The organism is Streptomyces sp. LZ34 (assembly GCF_053890475.1).
Genome location: NZ_CM132680.1, coordinates 4,885,782 through 4,907,143 on the forward strand (window position 1 = coordinate 4,885,782; position 21,362 = coordinate 4,907,143).

Sequence of the window (21,362 nt, forward strand, 5' to 3'; positions counted from 1 at the left end):
GCGGCGAGGGAATGTCGCGGGCCGGCCGGACGTTCCACCACTGCCATCTCGCCGAGCCTCAAGGAGAGTAAGACCGATGTCCGGCACTGTGACGATGTACAGCACCACCTGGTGCGGCTACTGCCGCCGGCTGAAGAGCCAGATGGACCGCGAGGGAATCGCGTACACCGAGGTCAACATCGAGCAGGACCCGGAGTCGGCAGCCTTCGTCGAGAAGGCGAACGGCGGTAACCAGACCGTGCCGACCGTGCTCTTCGCTGACGGTTCGACCCTCACCAACCCCTCCCTCGCCCAGGTCAAGGCGAAGGTCGGGGCCTGAGCCCCCACCAGGACGCAGCCCTCACCGGGGCCCAGCCCCCATACGGGCCCCGGGCCGCCCCTGGACTCAGGCCCGGGGCAACGGCTCCCCGTACCAGAGCTCAATCAGACGGGCCGCGATCGAGATCCCCGAGGGAGGAAGCACCTCCCCGGACTTGAACGCGGCCCGCAGGTCGTCCCGCGAGAACCAGCGCGCCTCGTGGATCTCCTCCCCGTCCACCTGGATCCGGGAGGAGGTCGCGCGCGCCATGAAGCCCAGCATCAGGCTGGAGGGGAACGGCCACGGCTGGCTGGCCACATACTCGACCTCGCCGACCGTGACGCCCGCCTCCTCCGCCACCTCGCGGACCACGGCCTGCTCGATCGACTCGCCCGGCTCGACAAAGCCCGCGAGCGTCGAGAAACGCCCCTCGGGCCAGTGCATCTGGCGGCCCAGCAGCGCCCGGTCCTGATCGTCGGTCACCAGCATGATCACGGCCGGGTCGGTCCGCGGGTAGTGCTCGGCCCCGCAGGCCGGGCAGCGGCGGATGTGCCCCGCCGCCGCGATCACCGTGCGCTCGCCGCAGCGTGAGCAGAAGCGGTGCAGCCGCTGCCAGTTCTCCAGCGCCACCGCGTGCACCAGCAGCCCGGCGTCCCGCGCCGACAGCAGCGCGCCCGCCTCCCGCAGCCCTGCGGGGCGCGCCGACTGGTCCATCCGGCCCGGCAGCGCGTCCTTCTGCAGCGCGAAGTAGCGCACCCCGTCCTCGTCGGTGCCCAGGAAGTAGCGGTGGTTCTCGGTGGGCGGGGCCTCGAAGGACGGGGTCATGACGAGTTCGGTGCGCCCGTCCGGCGCGTCGTCGACCAGCGCCTGGCCGCCGGAGACCACGAAGACCCGCGTCGTCGGGTGGCTCCACGCCGCGGCCAGCCACGCCTCGTCCAGGCGGTGGTGCGCGGCACGGTCGATGCCGCTCGCGCCGCTGAGCGTGATCGGTTGGGCGACGGTGCGATCGGTCCAGGTGCTCACGGCTGCTTCCAACTCCCCCTGAGAAACGGGTGCTTTACGTACATGCGCGCTATACGGGTCGGTTTTCCGCGAGTTCACCCCATAGGTAGGCGGCCGTCTCGGCGCCCTTCAGGAGCAGGTCGAGCTCGACCTTCTCGTTCGGCGCGTGCCAGCCGTCGGAGGGCACCGAGATGCCCAGGAAGAGCACCGGCGCGCCGAGCACGTCCTGCAGATCGGCGGCCGGGCCCGAGCCGCCCTCCCGGGTGAAGCGGATCTTCGTGCCGAAGGCCCGCCCCATGGCCCGCGCCAGCGACTGGAGCGCGGGGTGGTCGAGGGGGGTCAGACAGGGGCGGGTCGCGTTCCCGAAGCTGATGTCATGGCGGATACCGGCCGGGAGCCGGGCCGCGACCCACTCCCGCACCGCCGGCTCGAGCTTGTCCGCGTCCTGGCCCGCCACCAGCCGGAAGGACAGCTTCAGCTGGGCGTACGACGGCACGATCGTCTTGCCGCCCGGCCCCTGGTAGCCCCCGCCGATCCCGTTGACCTCCGCGGTCGGACGGGCCCAGATCCGCTCCAGGGTGGTGTGGCCCGCCTCGCCGAGGGTGGCGTGCGAATGCGCGGAGCGCAGCCAGGCGCCCTCGTCGAAGGGCAGCTCGGCGAACAGCTCGCGCTCGCGGTCAGTCAGCTCCACGACCCCGTCGTAGAAGCCGGGGATCGCCACGCGGCGGTCCGCGTCATGCAGGGCGGCGGCCAGCCGGGCGGCCTCGGCCGCCGGGTTCGGGACCGCGCCGCCGAAGGAGCCGGAGTGGATGTCCTGGTCAGGACCGTAGAGATCGATCTGGCAGTCCGCGAGCCCGCGCATGCCGGTGCAGACGGTCGGGGTGTCCTCGGACCACATCCCGGTGTCGGAGACGATCGCCGTGTCACAGGCGAGCCGGTCGGCGTGCGCCCGGATCAGCTCGGCGAAGTGCGGCGAGCCGGACTCCTCCTCGCCCTCGACGATCATCTTGAGGTTGACCGCGGGGGCGGTACGGCCGGTCGCCGCGAGGTGGGCCCGTACGCCCAGGGTGTGGAAGAAGACCTGTCCCTTGTCGTCGGCCGCACCGCGCGCGTAGAGCCTGCTGTCCTTGACCGTCGGCTCGAAGGGCTCGGTGTGCCAGCCGTCCTCGCGGGCGGCGGGCTGGACGTCATGGTGCCCGTAGACCAGCACGGTCGGGGCGTCCGGGTCCCCGGACGGCCACTCGGCGAAGACGGCCGGCGCCCCGGCCGTCGGCCATATCTCGACCACCGGAAAGCCCGTGGCGGTCAGGCTCGCCGCCAGCCACTCCGCGCTGTGCCGGACGTCACCGGCGCGGGCGGGGTCGGCCGACACGGACGGGATGCGCAGCCACTCGGCGAGGTCGTCGAGGAACGCGGCCCGATGACCGTCCACGTAGGCGCGGACGGCGATGTCCGTGTCCGGGGTATTACTCATGCACTTGAGCCTATCCGGCCCGGAGGGGTGCCACGGCCGGGGTCCGCGCGCGGCCGCAGCCGCTATGTGTTCTCCGTCACGTGTTCGTCGTGGGGCTCGTCGTGGGGCTCGTGGGGCCGGGTGGGCTCGTGCTCCTCCTGTGGCTCGCCGAGCAGGATGCGCTCCAGCTCCGGCCGGCCCGGCAGGGCGGCCGGGCGGACGATCTCGCCGCTGCGCACATAGAAGAACGCCGCGGAAACCGCCGACAGGGGCAGGCCCTGCTGTTCCGCCCAAGCCAGCCGGTACACCGCCAGCTGGAGCGGGTCGGCGTCCTGCGACCGGCCGGTCTTCCAGTCGACGATCTCGTACCGCACCCCCGGCCCGGCCCCCGCGGCCCGCGGCTCCCGGTACACCGCGTCGATCCGGCCCCGGATCGTCCGGCCCGCCAGCGCCAGCTGGAACGGCGCCTCGACGCGGTAGGGGGTGCGATGCGCGTACGGGGTGCGCGCGAACGCCTCCTTGAGCTCGGCGAGATCCCGCTCGTCCGCGATCTCCGGCTCGTCGTCCTCGCCGCCCGGCAGCTCGTCCGGGCCGAGCAACGGGAGCGGCAGCGCCTCGAAGCGCGACTCCACCCACGCGTGGAAGCGGGTGCCGCGGCGCGCGGCGGGGCGCGGCGGGTGCGGCATGGGGCGGGCCAGCTCCCGCGCGAAGCCGTCGGGGTCGGCGGCGAGGCGCAGCAGCTGCGAGGCGCTGAGCGTGTACGGCATCGGCACGTCCCGCACGGTGGCGCGGGCGCGCCGCAGCTCGCCCGCGAGCGCGTCCAGGTCCCGGTCCCAGGAGGCGACCAGCCGCGCCTCCTCGGGCGGCAGCCCGCCGCGGGGCGCCGCGGTGGCCTCCTCCTCTGAGGTGTCCTCCGGGGCCGGGTGTGGGCCGGTTTCGGCGGGCCAGTCTGCCCAGAGGTCGTCGTCGGGGCGGACTTCTCCCCCGCCCCGGCCCGGCCCGGCAGCGGCAGCATCGATGGGCGGCTCCGCCGCGCGGGGGTCCGGATCCGGACCCGGGGGGGCGGGTTCGGGGGCCTCGTACGGGTCCTCGGCGTACGGATCCTCGGGGCACGTCTCCTCGGCGTACGGGTCGGCGTATGCCTCGTCGGGCGGCTCGGGCCAGGCCGGGTCGTCTCCGGCGCCGACCCTGACTTCGGGCGTCCGGTCCGCCGACGGGGGGCCCTCGTCGTGCGCGGCGGGGCCGCCGCGCGGGCGCGCGGCGTCGGGTGCGGGAGGCGTGGCGGGCGCGAGTGCCTCGCTGCGCGCCGCCTCGAGGCGGTCCAGGTGGGCGAGGACCACGTCCGCGGCGTGGCGGCGGCGGGCCAGGGCCTCCGGGTCGAGGGGCAGCGGCCAGGCGCGGTCGGCGGCGGCGGCCTTGAGGGCCGGGTTGTCCTCGTCCTCGTCCGGGGGCGGCGCCCACGCCTCGACCTCTCCGTGGCCCGCCTCACAGTGCTCGCGCAGGGCCTCCAGAAAGGCCGAAGGACCGCGTGGCTTCTTCTGCGTGGGTCCCCACCAGTGCCCGGAGCCGAGCAGCAGGGAGCGGGGGCGGGTGAAGGTCACATAGCCGAGCCGCAGTTCCTCGGTCCTCTGGTGCGCCTTCATGGACTCCTTGAAGGCGGTCAGCCCCTTGGCGTTCCAGACGGCGACCTCCGGGAGCGTCTCCGCGTCGCCGCGCAGCGCGTGCGGCAGGACCCGTGCGTTCGCCGTCCAGGACTCGCGGGCCTGGCCGCTGGGGAACTGCTTGTCGACCAGCCCGGGCACCGCCACCACGTCCCACTCCAGCCCCTTGGACTTGTGCGCGGTGAGCACCTTGACCGTGTTCTCCCCGCCGGGGAGGGAGTTGTCGAGCCCCTTCTCGTACTGCGCGGCCGTGCGCAGGAAGCCGAGGAACGCCAGCAGCGTGGCCTCGCCGTCCAGGGCCGCGAAGCCCGCGGCGACGTCGAGGAAGTTGCCCAGCGTCTCCCGGCGGCGGGCGGCCAGGGCCTGGGGCGAGGCGGACAGCTCGACCTCCAGGCCGGTGGCGGCCAGCACCCGGTGGAGCACGTCCATGAGCGGGTCGGCCAGCGAACGGCGCAGCTCGCGCAGTTCGGCGGCGAGGCGGGCGAAGCGGACCCGGGCCTCGGCCGAGAACGGCAGCCCGTCGTCCGGGCCGTCCGGGGTGAGGAAGGTGTCCAGGGCGTCGGCGAGCGAGACGACCTCGGCGGGGTCGACGCCCTCGACGGCCTCGGCGAGGCGGCGGTCGGCGTCCTCGTCTCCGTCCGCACCCGCCGCCGGCCCCGCCGTCCCGTACCGCACGAGGGCGCGGGCACGGCGGCCGAGCAGCGCCAGGTCGCGGGGGCCGATCCGCCAGCGCGGGCCGGTCAGCAGGCGCACCAGGGCGGCGTTGGCGCCCGGGTCCTGCAGCACCTCGCAGACGGCCACCAGGTCGGCGACCTCCGGGAGGTGCAGCAGCCCGGAGAGGCCGACGACCTCCACCGGGACCTCCCGCTCCACCAGGACGCCCTGGATCCGGGCGAAGTCACCGGCCGTACGGCACAGCACCGCGATCTCGCCGGGCGGGGTGCCCGTGCGCACCAGGTGGGCGATGGAGTCGGCGAGCCAGGCCAGCTCCTCGGCGTGGGTGGGCAGCAGCGCGCAGCGCACCACACCGTCCCGCTCCGCCCCCGGGGCGGGGCGCAGCGCCTCGACGCCCTCGTGCATGGCGCGCAGGGGCGCGGCGAGCCCGTTGGCGAGGTCCAGGAGGCGGCCGCCGCTGCGCCGGTTCTCGCTGAGCGCGAAGCGGCGCGCCGGGCTGCCGTCGGCGTGCGGGAAGTGCTCGGGGAAGTCGTCGAGGTTGGCCACGGACGCGCCGCGCCAGCCGTAGATGGCCTGGCAGGGGTCGCCGACGGCGGTGACGGCATGGCCCGTGCCGCCACCGAAGAGGCCGGAGAGCAGCAGGCGCTGGGCGACCGAGGTGTCCTGGTACTCGTCCAGGAGGACCACCGCGAACTGCTCGCGCAGAATCCGGCCCGCCTCCGGCCGGGTGCGGGCCAGGGTGGCGGAGAGCGCGATCTGGTCGCCGAAGTCGAGCAGATCGCGGCCTCGCTTGTCCGCGCGGTACGCCTCGACGAGGCGCAGGAGTTCGAGGCGGGCGCGGGCGGCCTCGGGCACCTTGCGCAGCTCGGCGTTGGTCAGCTTCACCCCGTCGAGGGTGTGCAGCAGCTCGCTGTCGTGCGCGCGCAGCCGCTCGGCGGGGACCAGGTGCTCGGCCAGCTCGGCGTCGAGCGCGAGCAGATCCGTGACCAGGTCGGCGAAGGGGCGGGTGAGCGCCGGGAACGGCCCGGGGGCGGTGCGCAGGACGCGCGCGGCGAGCTGGAAGCGGGTGGCGTCGGCGAGCAGCCGGGCGCCCGGCTCAAGGCCGATGCGCAGGCCGTGCTCCTTGAGCAGCTGCCCGGCGAAGGCGTGGTACGTGGAGATGTGCGGCTCGCCCGCGGCGGTCTCGGCGGTCTGCGCGGCCCCCTGCGGCGCAGGGGCCGGGTCAGGGTCCGTCACCCCCGCCTTGACCAGCGCCTTCCGCACCCGCTCGGACAGCTCCCCGGCCGCCTTGTTGGTGAAGGTGAGGCCGAGCACCTGCTCGGGGGCGACCTGGCCGGTGCCCACCAGCCACACCACCCGCGCCGCCATCACCGTGGTCTTGCCCGAGCCCGCTCCGGCCACGATCACCTGCGGGGTGGGCGGCGCGGTGATGCACGCGATCTGCTCCGGGGTGAACGGGATGCCGAGGAGCTCCTTGAGCTGCTCGGGGTCGGTGATGCGGGCGGACATTCCAGTGAGGCTATCGGGGCCCGCTGACACCGGCGTCAACACCGAGGTCAGAGCCGAGGTCAACACCGAGGTCAGAGCCGAGGTCAACACCGAGGTCAGAGCCGAGGTCAGAGCCGGTCCATACCGGACGCCACAGGCCAGGACCGATCAGCGCCGGTGTCGCGCACGCCACATCTGCCGCAAACGCCACATCTACCGCGAACACCACATCGCTCACTCCACGACCTGCCGCCCCTCCGCCCGCGCGCTGCACGCCCCGCGGAACGAGCACCGGTTGCAGTGCTCGCCCGCGCTCGGGGAGAAGCGCTCGTCGAGGACGCGCCCGGCCGCCGTGGCCAACAGCTCACCCACCCACTCTCCCTGGAGCGGCCGTAGCGGCTCCTGCGCCTGCACCTTGGGGACGGCGTCCCCGCCGTCCTTGCCGGCGGCGCCCTGGCGCAGCTGTACGAGCTCGGCGCCGCCCGGCTCGGCGTGGCCGTCCGCGAAGAGGCCGTCCACCGCGCCCTCGCGCACCGCGAGCTGGTACACGGCCAGCTGGGGGTGGTGGGCTACGGCGTCCCGGGTCACCGCCTGCTTGCCGGTCTTGAAGTCGACCACATAGGCGCGGCCTTCCCCGTCCGCCTCGACCCGGTCCATGCTGCCGCGGATCCGCACCAGGTAGGCGTCCGCCTCCAAGGTGACGTCGAATTCGTGCTCGGTGGCCACCGGGGCGCGGCCGCCGCGCTCCATCACATGCCAGCGCAGAAAGCGTTCGAGCGCCGCCCGCGCGTGCTCCTTCTCCTGCCGCGACTTCCAGGGCGCGTCGAAGGCCAGGGCGTCCCATACGGAGTCCAGCCGCTCCATGAGGGCCGCGAGGTCGGCCGGGGTGCGGCCGGAGGCCACCTCGTCGGCCAGGACGTGGACGACGTTGCCGAAGCCCTGGGCGGCCGTCGACGGCGTGTCGGCCTTCACCTCCCGCCCCAGGAACCACTGCAGCGAGCAGGTGTTGACGAGCTGGTCGAGCGCGCTTCCGGAGAGCGCCACGGGGCGGTCGCGGTCGCGCAGCGGGACCGCGCTGTGCGTCGGCTCGTACAGGCCCCACCAGCGGTAGGGGTGCGCCGCCGGGACGAGCGGCTGGCCGTCGTCGTCGCGCAGCGCCGCGAGCCGCGCCAGGCGGCGCGCGGCCGCGTCCCGCAGGGTGTCGGAGGCCGCCGGGTCGACGGTGGTGGCGCGCAACTCGGCGACCAGCGCCGCGACCGACAGCGGACGGCGCGGGCGCTGGGTGACGTCCACCGGCTCGACGCCCAGCTCGGCCAGGAAGCGGGAGGGCTGGTCCCCGTCGTCCGCCGCGGCCTTGACGGCGGTGACCACCAGCCGCTCCTCGGCCCGCGTCGCCGCGACGTAGAACAGCCGCCGCTCCTCGCCCAGCAGCGCCCCCGGGGACAGCGGCTCGGCCAGCCCGTCCCGGCCGATCCGGTCCGCCTCCAGCAGCGAGCCACGGCGCCGCAGATCGGGCCACAGCCCCTCCTGCACCCCCGCCACCACGACGAGCCGCCACTCCAGCCCCTTGGAGCGGTGCGCGGTCATCAGCCGTACGGCGTCGGGGCGGACCACGCGGCGCGAGAGGATGTCGGCCGCGATGTCCTGCGCGTCGATCTCGTCGAGGAAGTTGAGCGCGCCGCGGCCGCCGACGCGCTCCTCCGCGCGCGCGGCGGTCTCGAACAGGGCGCACACCGCGTCCAGGTCGCGGTCCGCGTTGCGCCCGGCGGCCCCGCCGCGCTGGGCGGCCCGCTCCAGCCGCTGCGGCCAGGACGTGCCGTCCCACAGCTCCCACAGCGCCCGCTCCGCGGTGCCGCCGCCCGCGAGCAGTACGCGCGCCTTGCGCAGCAGCAGGCCGAGCCGCTGCGCGCCGCGCGCGTACGCCGGGTCGTGCGCGACCAGCCGCTCGGGCTCGGCGAGCGCTTCGGCGAGCAGGACGTCGGAGGGGCGCGGCACGGCCCGCCCCGCCGCCCGCTCCTCCTCCCGCAGCGCCCGGCCCAGCCGCCGCAGATCGGCGGCGTCCATGCCCCCGAGGGGCGAGGCGAGCAGGGTGAGCGCGGTCTCGACGTCGAGCGCGGCGGGCTCCCTCAGGGCCGCCGTCGCGGCGGCGCGCAGGGCGGTCAGGAGGGGGGCCACCGCGGGCTCATGGCGCAGCGGGATGTCGTCGCCGTCGACCTCCACGGGCACGCCCGCCGAGGTCAGCGCGCGGCGCACGCCGGGGAGCGAGCGGCCTCCCGCGCGCACCAGCACGGCCATCTCACGCCACGGAACCCCGTCCTCCAGGTGGGCGCGGCGCAGGATGTCGGCGATGTTGTCGAGCTCGGAGCCCGCGGTCGGGTAGGTGTACGCCTCGACGCGCCCGCCCGCGCGGGCGGCCGACAGCTCCCGGTGGGCGCGCACCGCGTCCGCCGGGAGGCGGGTGACCGGCATCCGGCGGGTGATCAGGCGGGTGGCCGCGAGGAGCGCGGCGCCGGAGCGGCGGGAGGTGGTGAGGACCTCGACGGGCGCCGGTCGGCCGTCGCGCCGCGGGAAGCTGTGCGGGAATTCGAGGATGCCGCCCACGTCGGCGCCGCGGAAGGCGTAGATCGACTGGTCCGGGTCGCCGAAGGCGACCAGCGTCCTGCCGCCGCCCGCCAGCGCGCGCAGCAGCCGCAGCTGGGCCACGTCCGTGTCCTGGTACTCGTCGACGAAGACGGCGTCGTAGCGCGCGGCCAGATCCGCCGCCGCGCCCGGCCGCTCGGCCAGCAGTACGGCCCGGTGCACCAGCTCCGCGTAGTCCAGCACCCCTTGCGCGTCCAGCACATCCAGGTACTCGGCGAGGAAGGCCGCCGCCGCGCGCCAGTCCGGCCGGCCCTGCCGCGCCGCGAAGGCCCCCAGCGCGCGGGGGTCGAGCCCCAGCTCCCGGCTGCGCGCGAGCACCGCGCGGACCTCGTCGGCGAAGCCGCGGGTGGTCAGGCAGGCGCGCAGCTCGTCCGGCCAGCGGACCGCGGCGCGCCCCTCGCGCTCCAGCTCCGCCTGTCCGGCGAGCAGGTCACGGACGACGACGTCCTGCTCGGGGCCCGACAGCAAGCGCAGCGGATCGGCGAAAATGTCCATGTCCTGGTGTGCGCGGACCAGGGCATAACAGAAGGAGTGGAAGGTCGTGGCCTGCGGGCCGCGGGCGCCCCCCAGGCGGGCCGCCATCCGATCGCGCAGCTCGACCGCCGCCTTGCGGCTGAAGGTCAGCACGAGGATCCGCTCGGGGTCCGCACCGCCCCGCACCCGCTCGGTCACCGCCTCCACGAGCGTCGTCGTCTTGCCCGTGCCCGGGCCCGCGAGCACCAGCAGCGGCCCGCCCGGGTGGTCAACCACGGCACGCTGCCGTGCGTCCAGGGCAGGAGGAGCCACCGGGTCCGGCCGGGTGCGGACCAGCCGGTACGGACCCGGGGACGGCTGCCGCGAGGACGGCTGTCGAGCCTGCCGCTGGCGCGGAAGGGACGAGGAGGAGGAGCTCACGTGGATCGCCGGTCCTGGTGGGTGTGCTGGGTGCGGCACAGCCTCTCATGTGACGCGGGGCGTCACCCGAATGGCTGTGGATACGGCCGCGGGCGCGCCGCGGCGCTTCGGCATGGGTCCGGCCGGCCGGGGAACCGGCGGGCGTGCCGCCCGTCGTCAGTCGGCACCGGCCCCGCCGGCCCCACCGGCCCCACCGGCCCCACCGGCCCCGTCGGCTCCACCGTCCCCGTCCCAGCGGGCCCGGGCCATGTCGAGCCGCGGCAGGTGGCCCTCGGCCGAGTGCGCCGCCTCGCGCAGCGGCGTGCCCTCCTCCCGGTAGTGGTCCAGCGCCCGCAGCTCATGGCCGGACAGCAGCACGCCGTCCGCGCGCACCACGCGCCACCAGGGCACGGCGCCCCCGTAGAGCGCCATGACGCGGCCCACCTGCCGCGGGCCGCCCTCGCCCAGCCATTCGGCAACATCGCCGTACGTCATCACCCGGCCGGGTGGAATCAGCTCGGCGACCTCCAGTACTCGCTCCGCGTACTCGGGCAGCTGGTGCGCGGCCCCCGCGAGATCCTGCGCGGCGTCGACCTCGGCGCGCCCACCGCTCTGATCGGGAATCCGGCTCATCCGGCACATCCTGCCGCACCCCACCGACAGCCCCGCCGACGCTCCACAGGGCCCTCCCCCTATCCGCTCACCGAGGGTGCACGGATCGCATACGCGACGTACGATCCGAGTTCCACGCCCCCGAAATGCACCCTGATGCCCATCTCCTCAGCCCGGGCATGCCACCATCTTCCGGGCGGTGACTGGTGATACGAGATCAAGAAGAGACGGCCGAGCAGCAGGGTGCGCAGCCTCCGGAAGGGGAGGCCCGCGCCCCCAAGGCGCTGCCCGGTGCCCAAAAGCGCGAGCCGTCGAAGAGGGAGCAGTCGCCCCGCTCCGAAAACCAGGACCCGTCCGCCCCTGAAGCTCCTGAAAGCCCTGAAGCTCGTGAGGTCCTTGAGGCTCACGACCAGACCCCCGGGATCCCCAAGGCCGCCGAAGCTCCCGAAGCTCCCGACTGCGACAACCCCCACCCGCACGTCGACCGAGTGTCCGGCGACGAGCCGCTGCTCCCCGCCCGCGTCCACCGCCCCTTCGACCTGCTGCGGCTGCTGCTCGGCATCCTGGGCATCGCCACCGTGCTGGCCATCGCGGCCTTCGCGCACGGCACCACCGCCGGCCTGGAGAAGGACATCGGCCACGGCGCCGACCAGGCGCCGACGCTGCTGATCGACTTCGCGGGCCTGGCGGCCAGCGTCGCCGTGCTCGTGCTCCCGATGGCGTTCGCCATCGAGCGGCTGATCAAACGCGACGGGCTGCGGATCGCCGACGGCGTGCTGGCCGCGGTCCTCGCCCACGGCGTGTCCCTGGCCACCGACCTGTGGGTGGCCCGCGGCGCCCCCGAATCGATCCGGGAGGCGCTCACCCAGCCGGCGCCCGGCGGCACCTTCAGCGACCCCGTACACGGCTATCTGGCACCCGTGATCGCCTATATGACGGCCGTCGGCATGGCCCGCCGCCCACGCTGGCGGGTGGCCATGTGGTTCGTGCTGCTGCTCGACGCCTTCGCGGTGCTGGTGGGCGGCTACACCACACCGTTCTCGATCATCATCACCGTGCTGATCGGCTGGACCGTGGCCTACGGCACGCTGTACGCCGTCGGCTCGCCGAACGTGCGGCCCACCGGCCAGCACCTGCTCGCCGGGCTGCGCCGCGTCGGCTTCGCGCCGGTCAGCGCGCTGCGATACGACGACTCCGACTCCGCGGACAGCGACCACGGGGACCAGACCGGCCAGACGGGCCAGACCAGCCAGACCGGCCACGCGGATCGGGGCCGCCGCTATCTGGTCACCCTCGAGGACGGCCCGCCCCTGGACGTCACCGTCGTGGACCGCGAACAGCAGGCCCAGGGCTTCTTCTACCGCGTCTGGCAGCGGCTGACGCTGCGCACCATCACCCCGCCGCGCAGCCTCCTGTCGCTGCGCCAGGCCCTCGAACAGGAGGCGCTGCTGGCGTACGCGGCCATCGCGGCCGGCGCCAACGCGCCAAAGCTGATCGCCACCTCCGAGCTCGGCCCGGACGCCGTGATGCTGGTCTATGAGCACCTCGGCGGCCGCCCGCTCAACACGCTGCCCGACGAGGCGATCACCGACGAGCTGCTGGCCGGGGCCTGGCGCCAGGTCCAGGCGCTCCAGTCCCGCCGCATCGCCCACCGCCGGCTGGACGGCGACGCGCTGCTGGTGGACCGCTCCGGCAAGGTCGTGCTGACCGATCTGCGCGGCGGCGAGATCGCGGCCGGCGACGTGGTGCTGCGGATGGACGTCGCGCAGCTGCTCACCACGCTCGGCCTGCGGGTCGGCGCGGAGCGGTCCGTCGCCGCCGCGGTCGAGGTCCTCGGCCCGGACGCGGTCGCCGACAGCCTTCCGCTGCTGCAACCCCTCGCCCTCAACCGCCCCACCCGCGCGACGCTGCGCCATCTGGCGCGCGAGCGCGCGCAGCGGCAGCGGGAAGCCGTCCTCGAGGCCTCGCGCGCCGCCAAGGAAGCCCGGGAGGCCACGGAGGCCAGAGAGGCCGAGGAAGCCCGGGAGGCGGCGGAACAGGCCGAGGCGGCCGGGGCCGCCGTCCCCGCCGAGGCGGCGGACGAGACCGCGGAGAAGGCCAGGCTCCGGCCGGCCACGGCCGCGGCGGCGGTCGACCGCAAGGTGCTCAAGGCCGAGAAGCAGGCGGAGAAGCGGGCGCTCGACGAGGCCCTGGAGGGGGCCCGGGAGGAGGACCTGCTCTCCCAGATCCGCCAGCAGGTGCTGCTGATCAGGCCGCAGGCGCCGATAGAGCCGGTGCGGCTGGAGCGCATCAAGCCGCGCACGCTGGTCAGCTTCTGCGCGGGCGCATTCGCCGCGTACTTCCTGCTGTCCCAGTTCACCCACATCAAGCTGGGCACGGTGGTCGGCGAGGCCAACTGGATCTGGGTGCTGGCCGCGCTCGTCTTCTCCGCGCTGACCTACGTCGCGGCGGCGCTGAGCCTGCTCGGCTTCGTGCCGGAGAAGGTGCCGTTCGGGCGCACCGTGCTGGCGCAGATCGCCGCGTCGTTCGTGAAGCTGGTGGCCCCCGCCGCGGTCGGCGGGGTCGCGCTCAACACCCGCTTCCTTCAGCGCCAGGGGGTGCGGCCCGGGCTGGCGGTGGCCAGCGTCGGCGCGTCCCAGCTGTTCGGCCTCGCGAGCCACATCCTGCTGCTGCTGACCTTCGGCTACATCACCGGGACCGAGCGCACCCCGACCCTCTCGCCGTCCCGCACGGTGATCGCCGGGCTGCTGACGGCCGCGGTGCTCGCGCTCGTGGTGGCCGCGATCCCCGTGCTGCGGAAGTTTGTGTCCACACGTCTGCGGTCCCTGTTCGCGGGCGTCGTCCCGCGCATGCTGGACGTGCTGCAACGGCCCAAGAAGCTGCTCGCCGGCATCGGCGGGATGCTGCTGCTGACGGCGGCCAACGTGCTGTGCCTCGACTCCTCGATCCGGGCGTTCGGCGGCGACATGAGCTACGCGAGCATCGCGGTGGTCTTCCTCGCGGGCAACGCCCTGGGGTCGGCGGCGCCCACTCCGGGCGGCGTGGGGGCCGTCGAGGCGGCCCTGATCGCAGGTCTGACGCTGTCCGGGCTGCCGTACGAGACGGCCGCGCCCGCGGTGCTCCTCTTCCGGCTGATGGTCTTCTGGCTGCCGGTGCTGCCGGGTTGGCTGGCCTTCACCCACCTCACCCGCAAAGGGGCCCTGTAGAAGCTGGAGAACGCCTCACCCCGCACGCACCTCACCCGTACGCCCGCACCGCGCGCGCCGGGGCCGCGCACGCCCCAGGATGGCACCACGCCCCCACTCCCGGAGAGCCGCCGTGTCCAGACCCGTACGCGCCGGTGCGTCGGCCGCCGTCGCCCTGCTGCTGGCCGCCGCCGTGGGCTGCGGCGGGAGCGGTGGCGGGCGGCCGGACACCTCGGCTCACCAGAAGCTGAAGTGGTCCACCTGCCCCGCCCCCGACGACAGCGAGGACGGGGCGACCAAGCCCCCCGGCAAGCAGTGGGAGTGCGCGACGCTCCACGTCCCGCTGGACTACCGCAAGCCGCGCGGGGAAACCATCGGCATCGCCATGATCCGCGCCAAGGCCACCGACCGACGCCACCGCATCGGCTCACTCGTCTTCAACTTCGGCGGCCCCGGCGGCTCCGGCGTCGCGACCCTGCCCGCCCTCGCGAGCGGCTACAAGGAGCTGCGCACCCGCTACGACCTGGTCAGCTTCGATCCGCGCGGGGTCGGCCGCAGCAGCGGGGTGAGATGCCTGGGCGACAAGCAGCTCGACGCCTACTACGCGGCCGACTCGACCCCGGACGACTCCTCGGAAGTGAAGTCCCTTGTAGGCCGCGTCAAGCGGTACGCCGCCGCCTGTGAGAAGAACTCCGGAAAAGTGCTTCCGTATGTCGGCACCACCAACGCCGCCCGTGACATGGATCTCATGCGCCGCGTCCTCGGCGACGACAAGCTGTACTACTTCGGCGTCTCCTACGGCACCGAACTGGGTGGCGTCTACGCCCACCTGTACCCCAAGAAGGTGGGGCGCGCGCTCTTCGACGGCGTCGTCGACCCGGCGCAGGACCCCGCGCAGGGCTCCCTCGGCCAGGCGAAGGGCTTTCAGCTGGCGCTGAACGACTACATGAAGGCGTGCCGCAGCGGCAACGGCTACAGCTGCCCCACACAGACGGAGATCCGCGCGCTGCTGAAGCGGCTCGACCGGCACCCGGTGCCCGGCATCGGCAACCGTGAGCTGACCGAGTCCCTGGCCGACGGGGGCATCGCGCAGTCCCTGTACTCGCGGGACTTCTGGCAGTACCTCACCCAGGGCATCGCGGACGCCCAAAAGGACGACGGCAAAATTCTCCTGGCCCTCGGCGACGCCATGAACGGCCGCGATCCGGACGGCCGCTACAGCACGCTCCAGTCCTCCCTCGCCGCCATCACCTGCGCCGACTTCAAGCAGCGCTACACGGTCCACGACGTCGAGGCGAAGCTGCCCGAGTTCCGCAAGGCGTCCCCGGTCTTCGGCGACTTCCTGGCCTGGAGCCTCACCCAGTGCACCGACTGGCCGGTGCACGGCGCCTGGCGCACCCCGGACGTCAGCGCCCCGGGCGCCGCGCCGATCCTGGTCGTCGGCAACACCGGCGACCCGGCCACCCCGTACGCGGGCGCCCGGAAGATGGCGGAGGAACTGGGCCCGGGCGTCGGCGTGGAGCTGACGTACCGGGGCGAGGGGCATGGCGCGTACGACAGCGGCAACGCCTGTGTGCGCCGTACGGTCAACGACTATCTGCTGCGGGGCAAGGTGCCGCCGAACGGCAAGGTCTGCGGCTGAGCACCCGATTCCGTTCCGGAACCTGTGACCGAATCGAGAAGAGAACCGAACCTTCCCGCTCGTACCACGTACGTAGGATCACCGGTTATGTCGAGTTCCATACGCACGATACGGACCAGGGCACTGGTCTCCGCGGCCGTCGTGGTCGCACTCACCGCCGTCGCCGGATGCAACGACGACGGCGGCTCGAAGGGCAAGGACGGCAAGGACAAGGCGTCCGAGGCGCCGTCGGCCTCCGGCCTGCCCACCTCCCTCACCGGGCAGAAGCTCAGCTGGAAGTCCTGCCCGGCGCCCACCACCATGCAGGGCAGCGGCAACGCCCCGGGCAGCGAATGGCAGTGCACGACCATGCGCGCCCCGCTCGACTACGCCAAGCCGGACGGCGAGACGATCGACCTCGCCCTCATCCGCGCCAAGGCCACCAACCCGGGCAAGCGGATCGGCTCGCTCATCTTCAACTTCGGCGGCCCCGGCGGCTCCGGGGTCTCCGCCCTCCCCAGCTTCGGCGCGGACTACCAGCGGCTGCGCGCCCGCTACGACCTGGTGAGCTTCGACCCGCGCGGGGTCGGGGAGAGCGCGGGCGTGAAGTGCCAGAGCGACAAGGAACTCGACGCATCCGACTCCGTGGACGGCTCGCCGGACGACGCCGCCGAGATCGCGGCGGCGACGGCGGAACAGAAGAAGTTCGTCACCGCGTGCGAGAAGAACTCCGCCAAGGTGCTCCCCCACGTGGACACCGTCAGCGCCGCCCGTGACATGGACCTGATGCGGGAGGTGCTCGGCGACAAGAAGCTGCACTACTTCGGCATCTCCTACGGCACCGAACTGGGCGGCGTCTATGCCCACCTGTACCCCAAGAACGTGGGGCGCGCCGTCCTCGACGCCGTGGTCGATCCGACCGAGGACCCCGAACGAGGCAACTTCGGCCAGGCGAAGGGTTTCCAGCTCGCCCTGGAGAACTATTTGAAGGACTGTGCCAAGAACGGGCTGGCCTGCCCGCTCGGCACCGACACCGCCAAGGCCGAGAAGACGATCATCTCGCTGCTGGACAGGCTCGACAAGCAGCCGCTGCCCACCGAGAGCGGCCGCAAGCTCACCCAGGACCAGGCCGTAGGCGGCATCGCCGCGGCACTGTACAGCAAGGACAGCTGGCACTACCTGACGGTGGGGCTGACGGAGGCACTCCAGGCCAAGCAGGGCAATATGCTGCTCCTGATGGCGGACTCCCTGGCCGGCCGTGACGAGAACGGCCACTACAACAACGAGGGGCCCGCCAACGTCGCGATCAACTGTGTGGACGACAAGCAGCGCTACACGGTCGCCGATGTGAAGGCGAAGCTGCCCGAGTACCGCAAGGCGTCCCCGGTCTTCGGCGAGTTCCTGGCCTGGGGCATGCTCTCGTGCTCGGACTGGCCGGTGACGGGCAAGACCGACCACCCCGAGGTCAGCGCCCCGGGCTCGGCGCCGATCCTGGTCGTGGGCAACACCGGTGACCCGGCCACGCCTTACGAGGGCGCGCGGAAGATGGCCAAGGGGCTGGGCGAGGGCGTCGGGGTGGAGCTCACCTACAAGGGTGAGGGCCACGGCGCGTACAACGGCGGCAGCAAGTGCACGACGAAGGTCGTGGACGACTACCTGCTGAACGGGAAGGCGCCGGCGGACGGCAAGGTCTGCTCATAGCGCCAGGCGTGCGCAGGGGCCCCGCACCGTCGAGGAACGGTGCGGGGCCCCTGTGCGTGCCGCGCTGGTCAGTAGCCGGTCAGCAGCCGACCAGCAGCCCGACCAGCAGCCGGTCAGTAGACGGGCTTCTCGGGCTCGATCTGGTTGACCCAGCCGATGACGCCGCCGCCCACATGGACCGCGTCGGAGAAGCCCGCGGACTTCAGGACGGCCAGGACTTCCGCCGATCGGACACCCGTCTTGCAATGCAAGACGATCTTCTTGTCCTGCGGAAGGTCCTGCAGGGCGTTGCCCATCAGGAACTCGTTCTTCGGGATCAGCCGGGCGCCGGGGATCGAGACGATCTCGTACTCGTTCGGCTCGCGGACGTCGATGATGTCGATGTTCTCACCGTCGTCGATCCACTCCTTGAGCTGCTTGGGAGTGATCGTCGCACCGGCCGCGGCCTGCTGGGCCTCCTCCGACACGACGCCGCAGAAGGCCTCGTAGTCGATCAGCTCGGTGACGGTGGGGTTCTCGCCGCAGACCGCGCAGTCGGGGTCCTTGCGGACCTTGACCTGACGGTAGGTCATCTCCAGGGCGTCGTAGATCATCAGGCGGCCGACCAGCGGCTCGCCGGTGCCGGTGAGCACCTTGATGGCCTCGGTGACCTGGATCGAGCCGATGGAGGCGCACAGCACGCCGAGCACGCCGCCCTCGGCGCAGGAGGGGACCATGCCGGGCGGCGGGGGCTCCGGGTACAGGCAGCGGTAGCAGGGACCGTGCTCGGACCAGAAGACCGACGCCTGGCCGTCGAAGCGGTAGATCGACCCCCATACGTACGGCTTGTTCAGCAGCACGCACGCGTCGTTGACCAGATAGCGGGTGGCGAAGTTGTCGGTGCCGTCCACGATCAGGTCGTACTGGGAGAAGATCTCCATCACGTTGTCGGCCTCGAGGCGCTCCTCGTGCAGCACAACGTCGACATACGGGTTGATGCCGAGCACCGAGTCGCGCGCGGACTCCGCCTTGGAGCGGCCGATGTCCGCCTGGCTGTGGATGATCTGGCGCTGCAGGTTGGACTCGTCTACCTCGTCGAACTCCACGATGCCGAGGGTGCCGACACCGGCCGCGGCGAGGTACATCAGCGCGGGCGAGCCGAGACCGCCCGCGCCCACACACAGCACCTTGGCGTTCTTCAGCCGCTTCTGCCCGTCCATCCCCACATCAGGGATGATCAGATGGCGTGAGTACCTGCGGACCTCGTCGACGGTGAGCTCGGCGGCCGGCTCGACCAGGGGTGGCAGCGACACGGGGACTCCGTAGTGGGTGGGAGCAGGGTTCTTCTCCTGGTAACACTGCCATGGCCCATCTCATTCCGAGACGGGTGGTCCGGTCCGCGAGACGGATCCGTCCCATCACCCGGGCAGCGCCGCCGGCCGTCGGCCCGACCGCCCGGACGGCTGTCCGGCCGCCGGTCAGATACGGCACGCCGCCTCCATCCAGATGTCGGCCAGCGACTCCTCCAGCGCGATCCTGGAGCGCCAGCCGAGCCGGTCGCGCGCGGTGCGCACATCCGCCTGCTGCCAGCTGCCGCAGCCGTCCGGGTACGGATACCCCGCCCCGCCGCCCACATGCTCGACCTGGGGCCCGGCCGGGCCGCCCGCGGCGGCGTGGTGGAGCGGCCCGCGCCCCGGCGGGCCGTCGATCTCGTGCAGCGTGCCGCCGTAGCCCGCCACCCGGGCGAGCACGGCGGCCGCGTCGCGCAGCCGGACGGCCCGCCCGGTGCCGATGTTGACGACCCCCTGCGCGGCCGAGAGCGAGGCCGCGTGCACCGCCCGCGCCACGTCCCGTACGTCCACGAAGTCGCGCTGCACCCCGAGGCCGCTCAGCTTCAGCTCACCGTCCCCGGCCTGCATGGCCCGGCGCATCGCCTCGGCCAGCCGGCCCAGCGGCGACCCGGCCGGGGTGCCGGGCCCGACCGGCGAGAAGACCCGCAGCACCACCGCGTCCAGACCGGACCCCAGCACCAGCTCCGTCGCGGCCAGCTTGCTCACCCCGTACGGGCCGCCGGGGCGCGGCACCGCGTCCTCCGCCGTCGACGAGCCGGGCTGGGACGGCCCGTACTCCGCGGAACAGCCGAGCTGGACCAGTCGGGCGCCGCAGCCGCTGCGCCGCAGCGACTCGCAGATCGTCGCCACGGCCACGGTGTTGTGCCGGGTCAGCTCGCGCGCCCCGCCGCGGGTCGCGCCCGCGCAGTTGATCACCACGCCGGGGTGGACGGCGTTCAGGAAGCGGGTCAGCGCGCCGGGGCTGCCGGTGGACAGGTCGAACCGCACATCGGCGTCGTCGCCGCGGCCGAGCGCGGTGAGCTGGACGGCGGGGTCGGCGAGCAGGTGTTCGGCGACGTAGCGGCCGAGATATCCCCCGGAGCCGAGCAGCAGGACTCTCATCGGTCACGCTCCTGGGGGTGTGGGTCGGTCATGTCGTCGCTCATGTCATGCGCTCCTTGTGGTGGTGGGGCGGAGGGGGGCGGAGGGTTCGGAAGCGGTTGGGGAAGGGTGGGGGGCGTGCGGGGTGTGCGGGGCGTACGGCGTGTGGGCCGAGGCGCGGGAGAGCGCGGCGAACGCGTACGCCAGCAGCGCGAGGGCGGTGGCGCCGCAGACCGCGGCCGGGACGGTGGCGGGTCCGCGGACGGCCGAGGCCTCCGCCACCGCCTCGGCGAACGCCCCGCCGCCCGGCAGCCGGCCGGCCACGGCGCCGACCAGCACCGCCGCCTCGGCCGCGCAGGCCACGGCGGTGCCGGTGGCGGCCGCCCCGCGGAAGCCATGGACGGCGAGCAGCCGGGCGACGAACAGCAGGACGCACACGGTCACCACAGCGCCGTCGGAGGCGGCGGCCGCATGGGCCGTCGGGACGGCCCCGGCCGGGCGGCCGGGCAGCGGCAGCGCGAGCCGGACCGCGAGCACCAGGGGCGGCAGGGCGCAGAGGAACAGCGCCACCGTGCCCGCGAGCAGCGGCCGCACCCCCACCGCGAACTCCGCGAGCCCCCGGCTGCCCGCCAGCCTGCGGCACGCCCGCCGGGCGAACCAGCGCGCACACCACGCGGCGGGCGCGACGGCGAGGGCCAGCACGACAACCGCCTCTGCGACGAGAGGCCAGTCAGCGGGCGCGGCGCCGTAAGATCGCCATACACCGGTCCGGAGCCCGGCGAGCAGCCAGTCGCCGCAGAGGGCGTACGCGATGAGCCAGCCGACGCAAAGCAGCCCGGCCAGCCGCCCGGCCAACCCGCCGCCCCGCACCCGCAGCGGCCCACGCACCAGGCACAGCCACAGCACGGCCACCACCAACACGCCCCCACCCACCCCGGCAGCCACCCACACCCCCGCCGCGCCGCCCTGCGCCCTGGCCGACCCGACGGCGGTCGCCACAGCCAGCGCCCCGGGCACCAGGTGCAGCGCGCCCAGCGCCAGCCGCCCGCCGACCCGCCCGCGCGGCGCCGCGGCCGCCGGGCCGCCCGGGACGTCGTCCTCGCGGTCTTCGCGGGGGACGCGCGCGTACAGCTCCTCGGCGAGCGAGAAGACATCCCGATGGCGGAACCGGGCGGCGGTGCGGTCCGTCACGCCATGAGCCTCAAGACCGGCGGCGATCTCCAGCGGATCGACGGCGTGCGCGCACAGCTCGTGATGACGGTGCATCAACATCCGTACGGGGTCGGCCGACCCCCGCCCCACGGCGGGTCCCGCGGCGGCGGAACGCGGGGCCGCGCCGGGGGCGGCGGCCGACTTCTGCGCACCCGAGGACGGAGGGCGACCGCCCCCGGCGCCCCGTCCGGCGGACTCCTCCCCGCCCAGCGCGCCGTCGCCGCGGCCCCCGGCGGGCCGGGCGGCATCGACGCGCCGCGGCCCCGCGCCGGGGCGCGGGTCGGAGGCGGGGCGCGGGTCGGAGGCGGGGCGCGGGTCGGAGGCGGAGGCCGCCTCCGACCCGGCCGACGGCGCGAGGCCGCCGCCCCCGAGTCCTTCGCCCGGCGCCCCGCCCGCCTCCAGCCGGGGTGCGCCACTTACGAGCGCCCGTGACGGCGCGTCCCATCCCCCAGGGCTCCGCGGAGTCCGCGGGGCGTCCGCCTGACGCCCCCGGGACGCGCCGGGCCGCCCGCCGGGCGATCCGCCGACCG

General features: G+C 74.0%; 13 protein-coding genes. 5 read left to right on the plus strand and 8 right to left on the minus strand.

The genetic code is table 11. The annotated features are described in order from the left end of the window. The first annotated feature begins 76 nt into the window (after positions 1-76). The gene (locus ACWY4P_RS19210) at positions 77-319 is read left to right on the plus strand and encodes a mycoredoxin (protein ID WP_352129752.1); all 243 of its coding nucleotides are present in this window, start codon (positions 77-79) and stop codon (positions 317-319) included. A gap of 66 nt (positions 320-385) precedes the next feature. Here the strand turns inward: ACWY4P_RS19210 and nudC are convergent, their stop codons facing one another. The 5 genes from nudC to ACWY4P_RS19235 all read right to left on the minus strand — a co-directional run bounded on the left by nudC (position 386) and on the right by ACWY4P_RS19235 (position 10,723). Next, positions 386-1,321, minus strand: coding sequence for an NAD(+) diphosphatase (gene nudC / locus ACWY4P_RS19215; protein ID WP_456211766.1), 936 nt, complete (start codon positions 1,319-1,321; stop codon positions 386-388). Between the two features lie 49 nt (positions 1,322-1,370). Further along, positions 1,371-2,774 carry a dipeptidase gene (locus tag ACWY4P_RS19220; protein WP_456211767.1) on the minus strand — a complete coding sequence of 468 codons (1,404 nt, stop codon included), beginning with the start codon at positions 2,772-2,774 and terminating at the stop codon, positions 1,371-1,373. Between the two features lie 62 nt (positions 2,775-2,836). Further along, positions 2,837-6,598 carry a UvrD-helicase domain-containing protein gene (locus ACWY4P_RS19225; protein WP_456211768.1) on the minus strand — a complete coding sequence of 1,254 codons (3,762 nt, stop codon included), beginning with the start codon at positions 6,596-6,598 and terminating at the stop codon, positions 2,837-2,839. Positions 6,599-6,811: 213 nt separating this feature from the next. Then, positions 6,812-10,111 carry an ATP-dependent helicase gene (locus tag ACWY4P_RS19230; RefSeq protein ID WP_456211769.1) on the minus strand — a complete coding sequence of 1,100 codons (3,300 nt, stop codon included), beginning with the start codon at positions 10,109-10,111 and terminating at the stop codon, positions 6,812-6,814. A 156-nt stretch (positions 10,112-10,267) separates the two neighbouring features. Then, positions 10,268-10,723, minus strand: a complete 456-nt coding sequence (locus ACWY4P_RS19235; protein ID WP_456211770.1) for an MGMT family protein — start codon at positions 10,721-10,723, stop codon at positions 10,268-10,270. Between the two features lie 185 nt (positions 10,724-10,908). Between ACWY4P_RS19235 and ACWY4P_RS19240 the strand changes: the two genes are divergently transcribed. From ACWY4P_RS19240 to ACWY4P_RS19250, 3 genes are all read left to right on the plus strand, one after another. Next, entirely contained in the window at positions 10,909-13,908 is a 3,000-nt protein-coding gene (locus ACWY4P_RS19240; RefSeq protein WP_456211771.1) for a lysylphosphatidylglycerol synthase transmembrane domain-containing protein, read from the plus strand. A 79-nt stretch (positions 13,909-13,987) separates the two neighbouring features. Beyond that, positions 13,988-15,529, plus strand: a complete 1,542-nt coding sequence (locus ACWY4P_RS19245; protein WP_456211772.1) for an alpha/beta hydrolase — start codon at positions 13,988-13,990, stop codon at positions 15,527-15,529. An 87-nt stretch (positions 15,530-15,616) separates the two neighbouring features. Further along, a complete protein-coding gene (locus ACWY4P_RS19250) occupies positions 15,617-17,209 on the plus strand; it encodes an alpha/beta hydrolase (RefSeq protein ID WP_456211773.1) in 1,593 nt (530 codons plus the stop codon). Positions 17,210-17,322: 113 nt separating this feature from the next. Here ACWY4P_RS19250 and moeZ read toward each other — a convergent pair whose 3' ends face one another. The 3 genes from moeZ to ACWY4P_RS19265 all read right to left on the minus strand — a co-directional run bounded on the left by moeZ (position 17,323) and on the right by ACWY4P_RS19265 (position 20,322). Next, on the minus strand, positions 17,323-18,501 hold the full coding sequence (gene moeZ / locus ACWY4P_RS19255) for an adenylyltransferase/sulfurtransferase MoeZ (protein ID WP_456211774.1): 1,179 nt from the start codon (positions 18,499-18,501) through the stop codon (positions 17,323-17,325). A 165-nt stretch (positions 18,502-18,666) separates the two neighbouring features. Continuing rightward, complete coding sequence (locus tag ACWY4P_RS19260) at positions 18,667-19,641, minus strand: NAD-dependent epimerase/dehydratase (protein ID WP_456211775.1); 975 nt, start codon at positions 19,639-19,641, stop codon at positions 18,667-18,669. A 45-nt stretch (positions 19,642-19,686) separates the two neighbouring features. Next, entirely contained in the window at positions 19,687-20,322 is a 636-nt protein-coding gene (locus ACWY4P_RS19265; RefSeq protein WP_456211776.1) for a hypothetical protein, read from the minus strand. Positions 20,323-20,640: 318 nt separating this feature from the next. Here ACWY4P_RS19265 and ACWY4P_RS19270 point away from each other — a divergent pair, with 318 nt between their 5' ends. Further along, positions 20,641-21,264, plus strand: a complete 624-nt coding sequence (locus ACWY4P_RS19270) for a hypothetical protein (protein WP_456211777.1) — start codon at positions 20,641-20,643, stop codon at positions 21,262-21,264. The last annotated feature ends 98 nt before the right edge of the window (positions 21,265-21,362 follow it).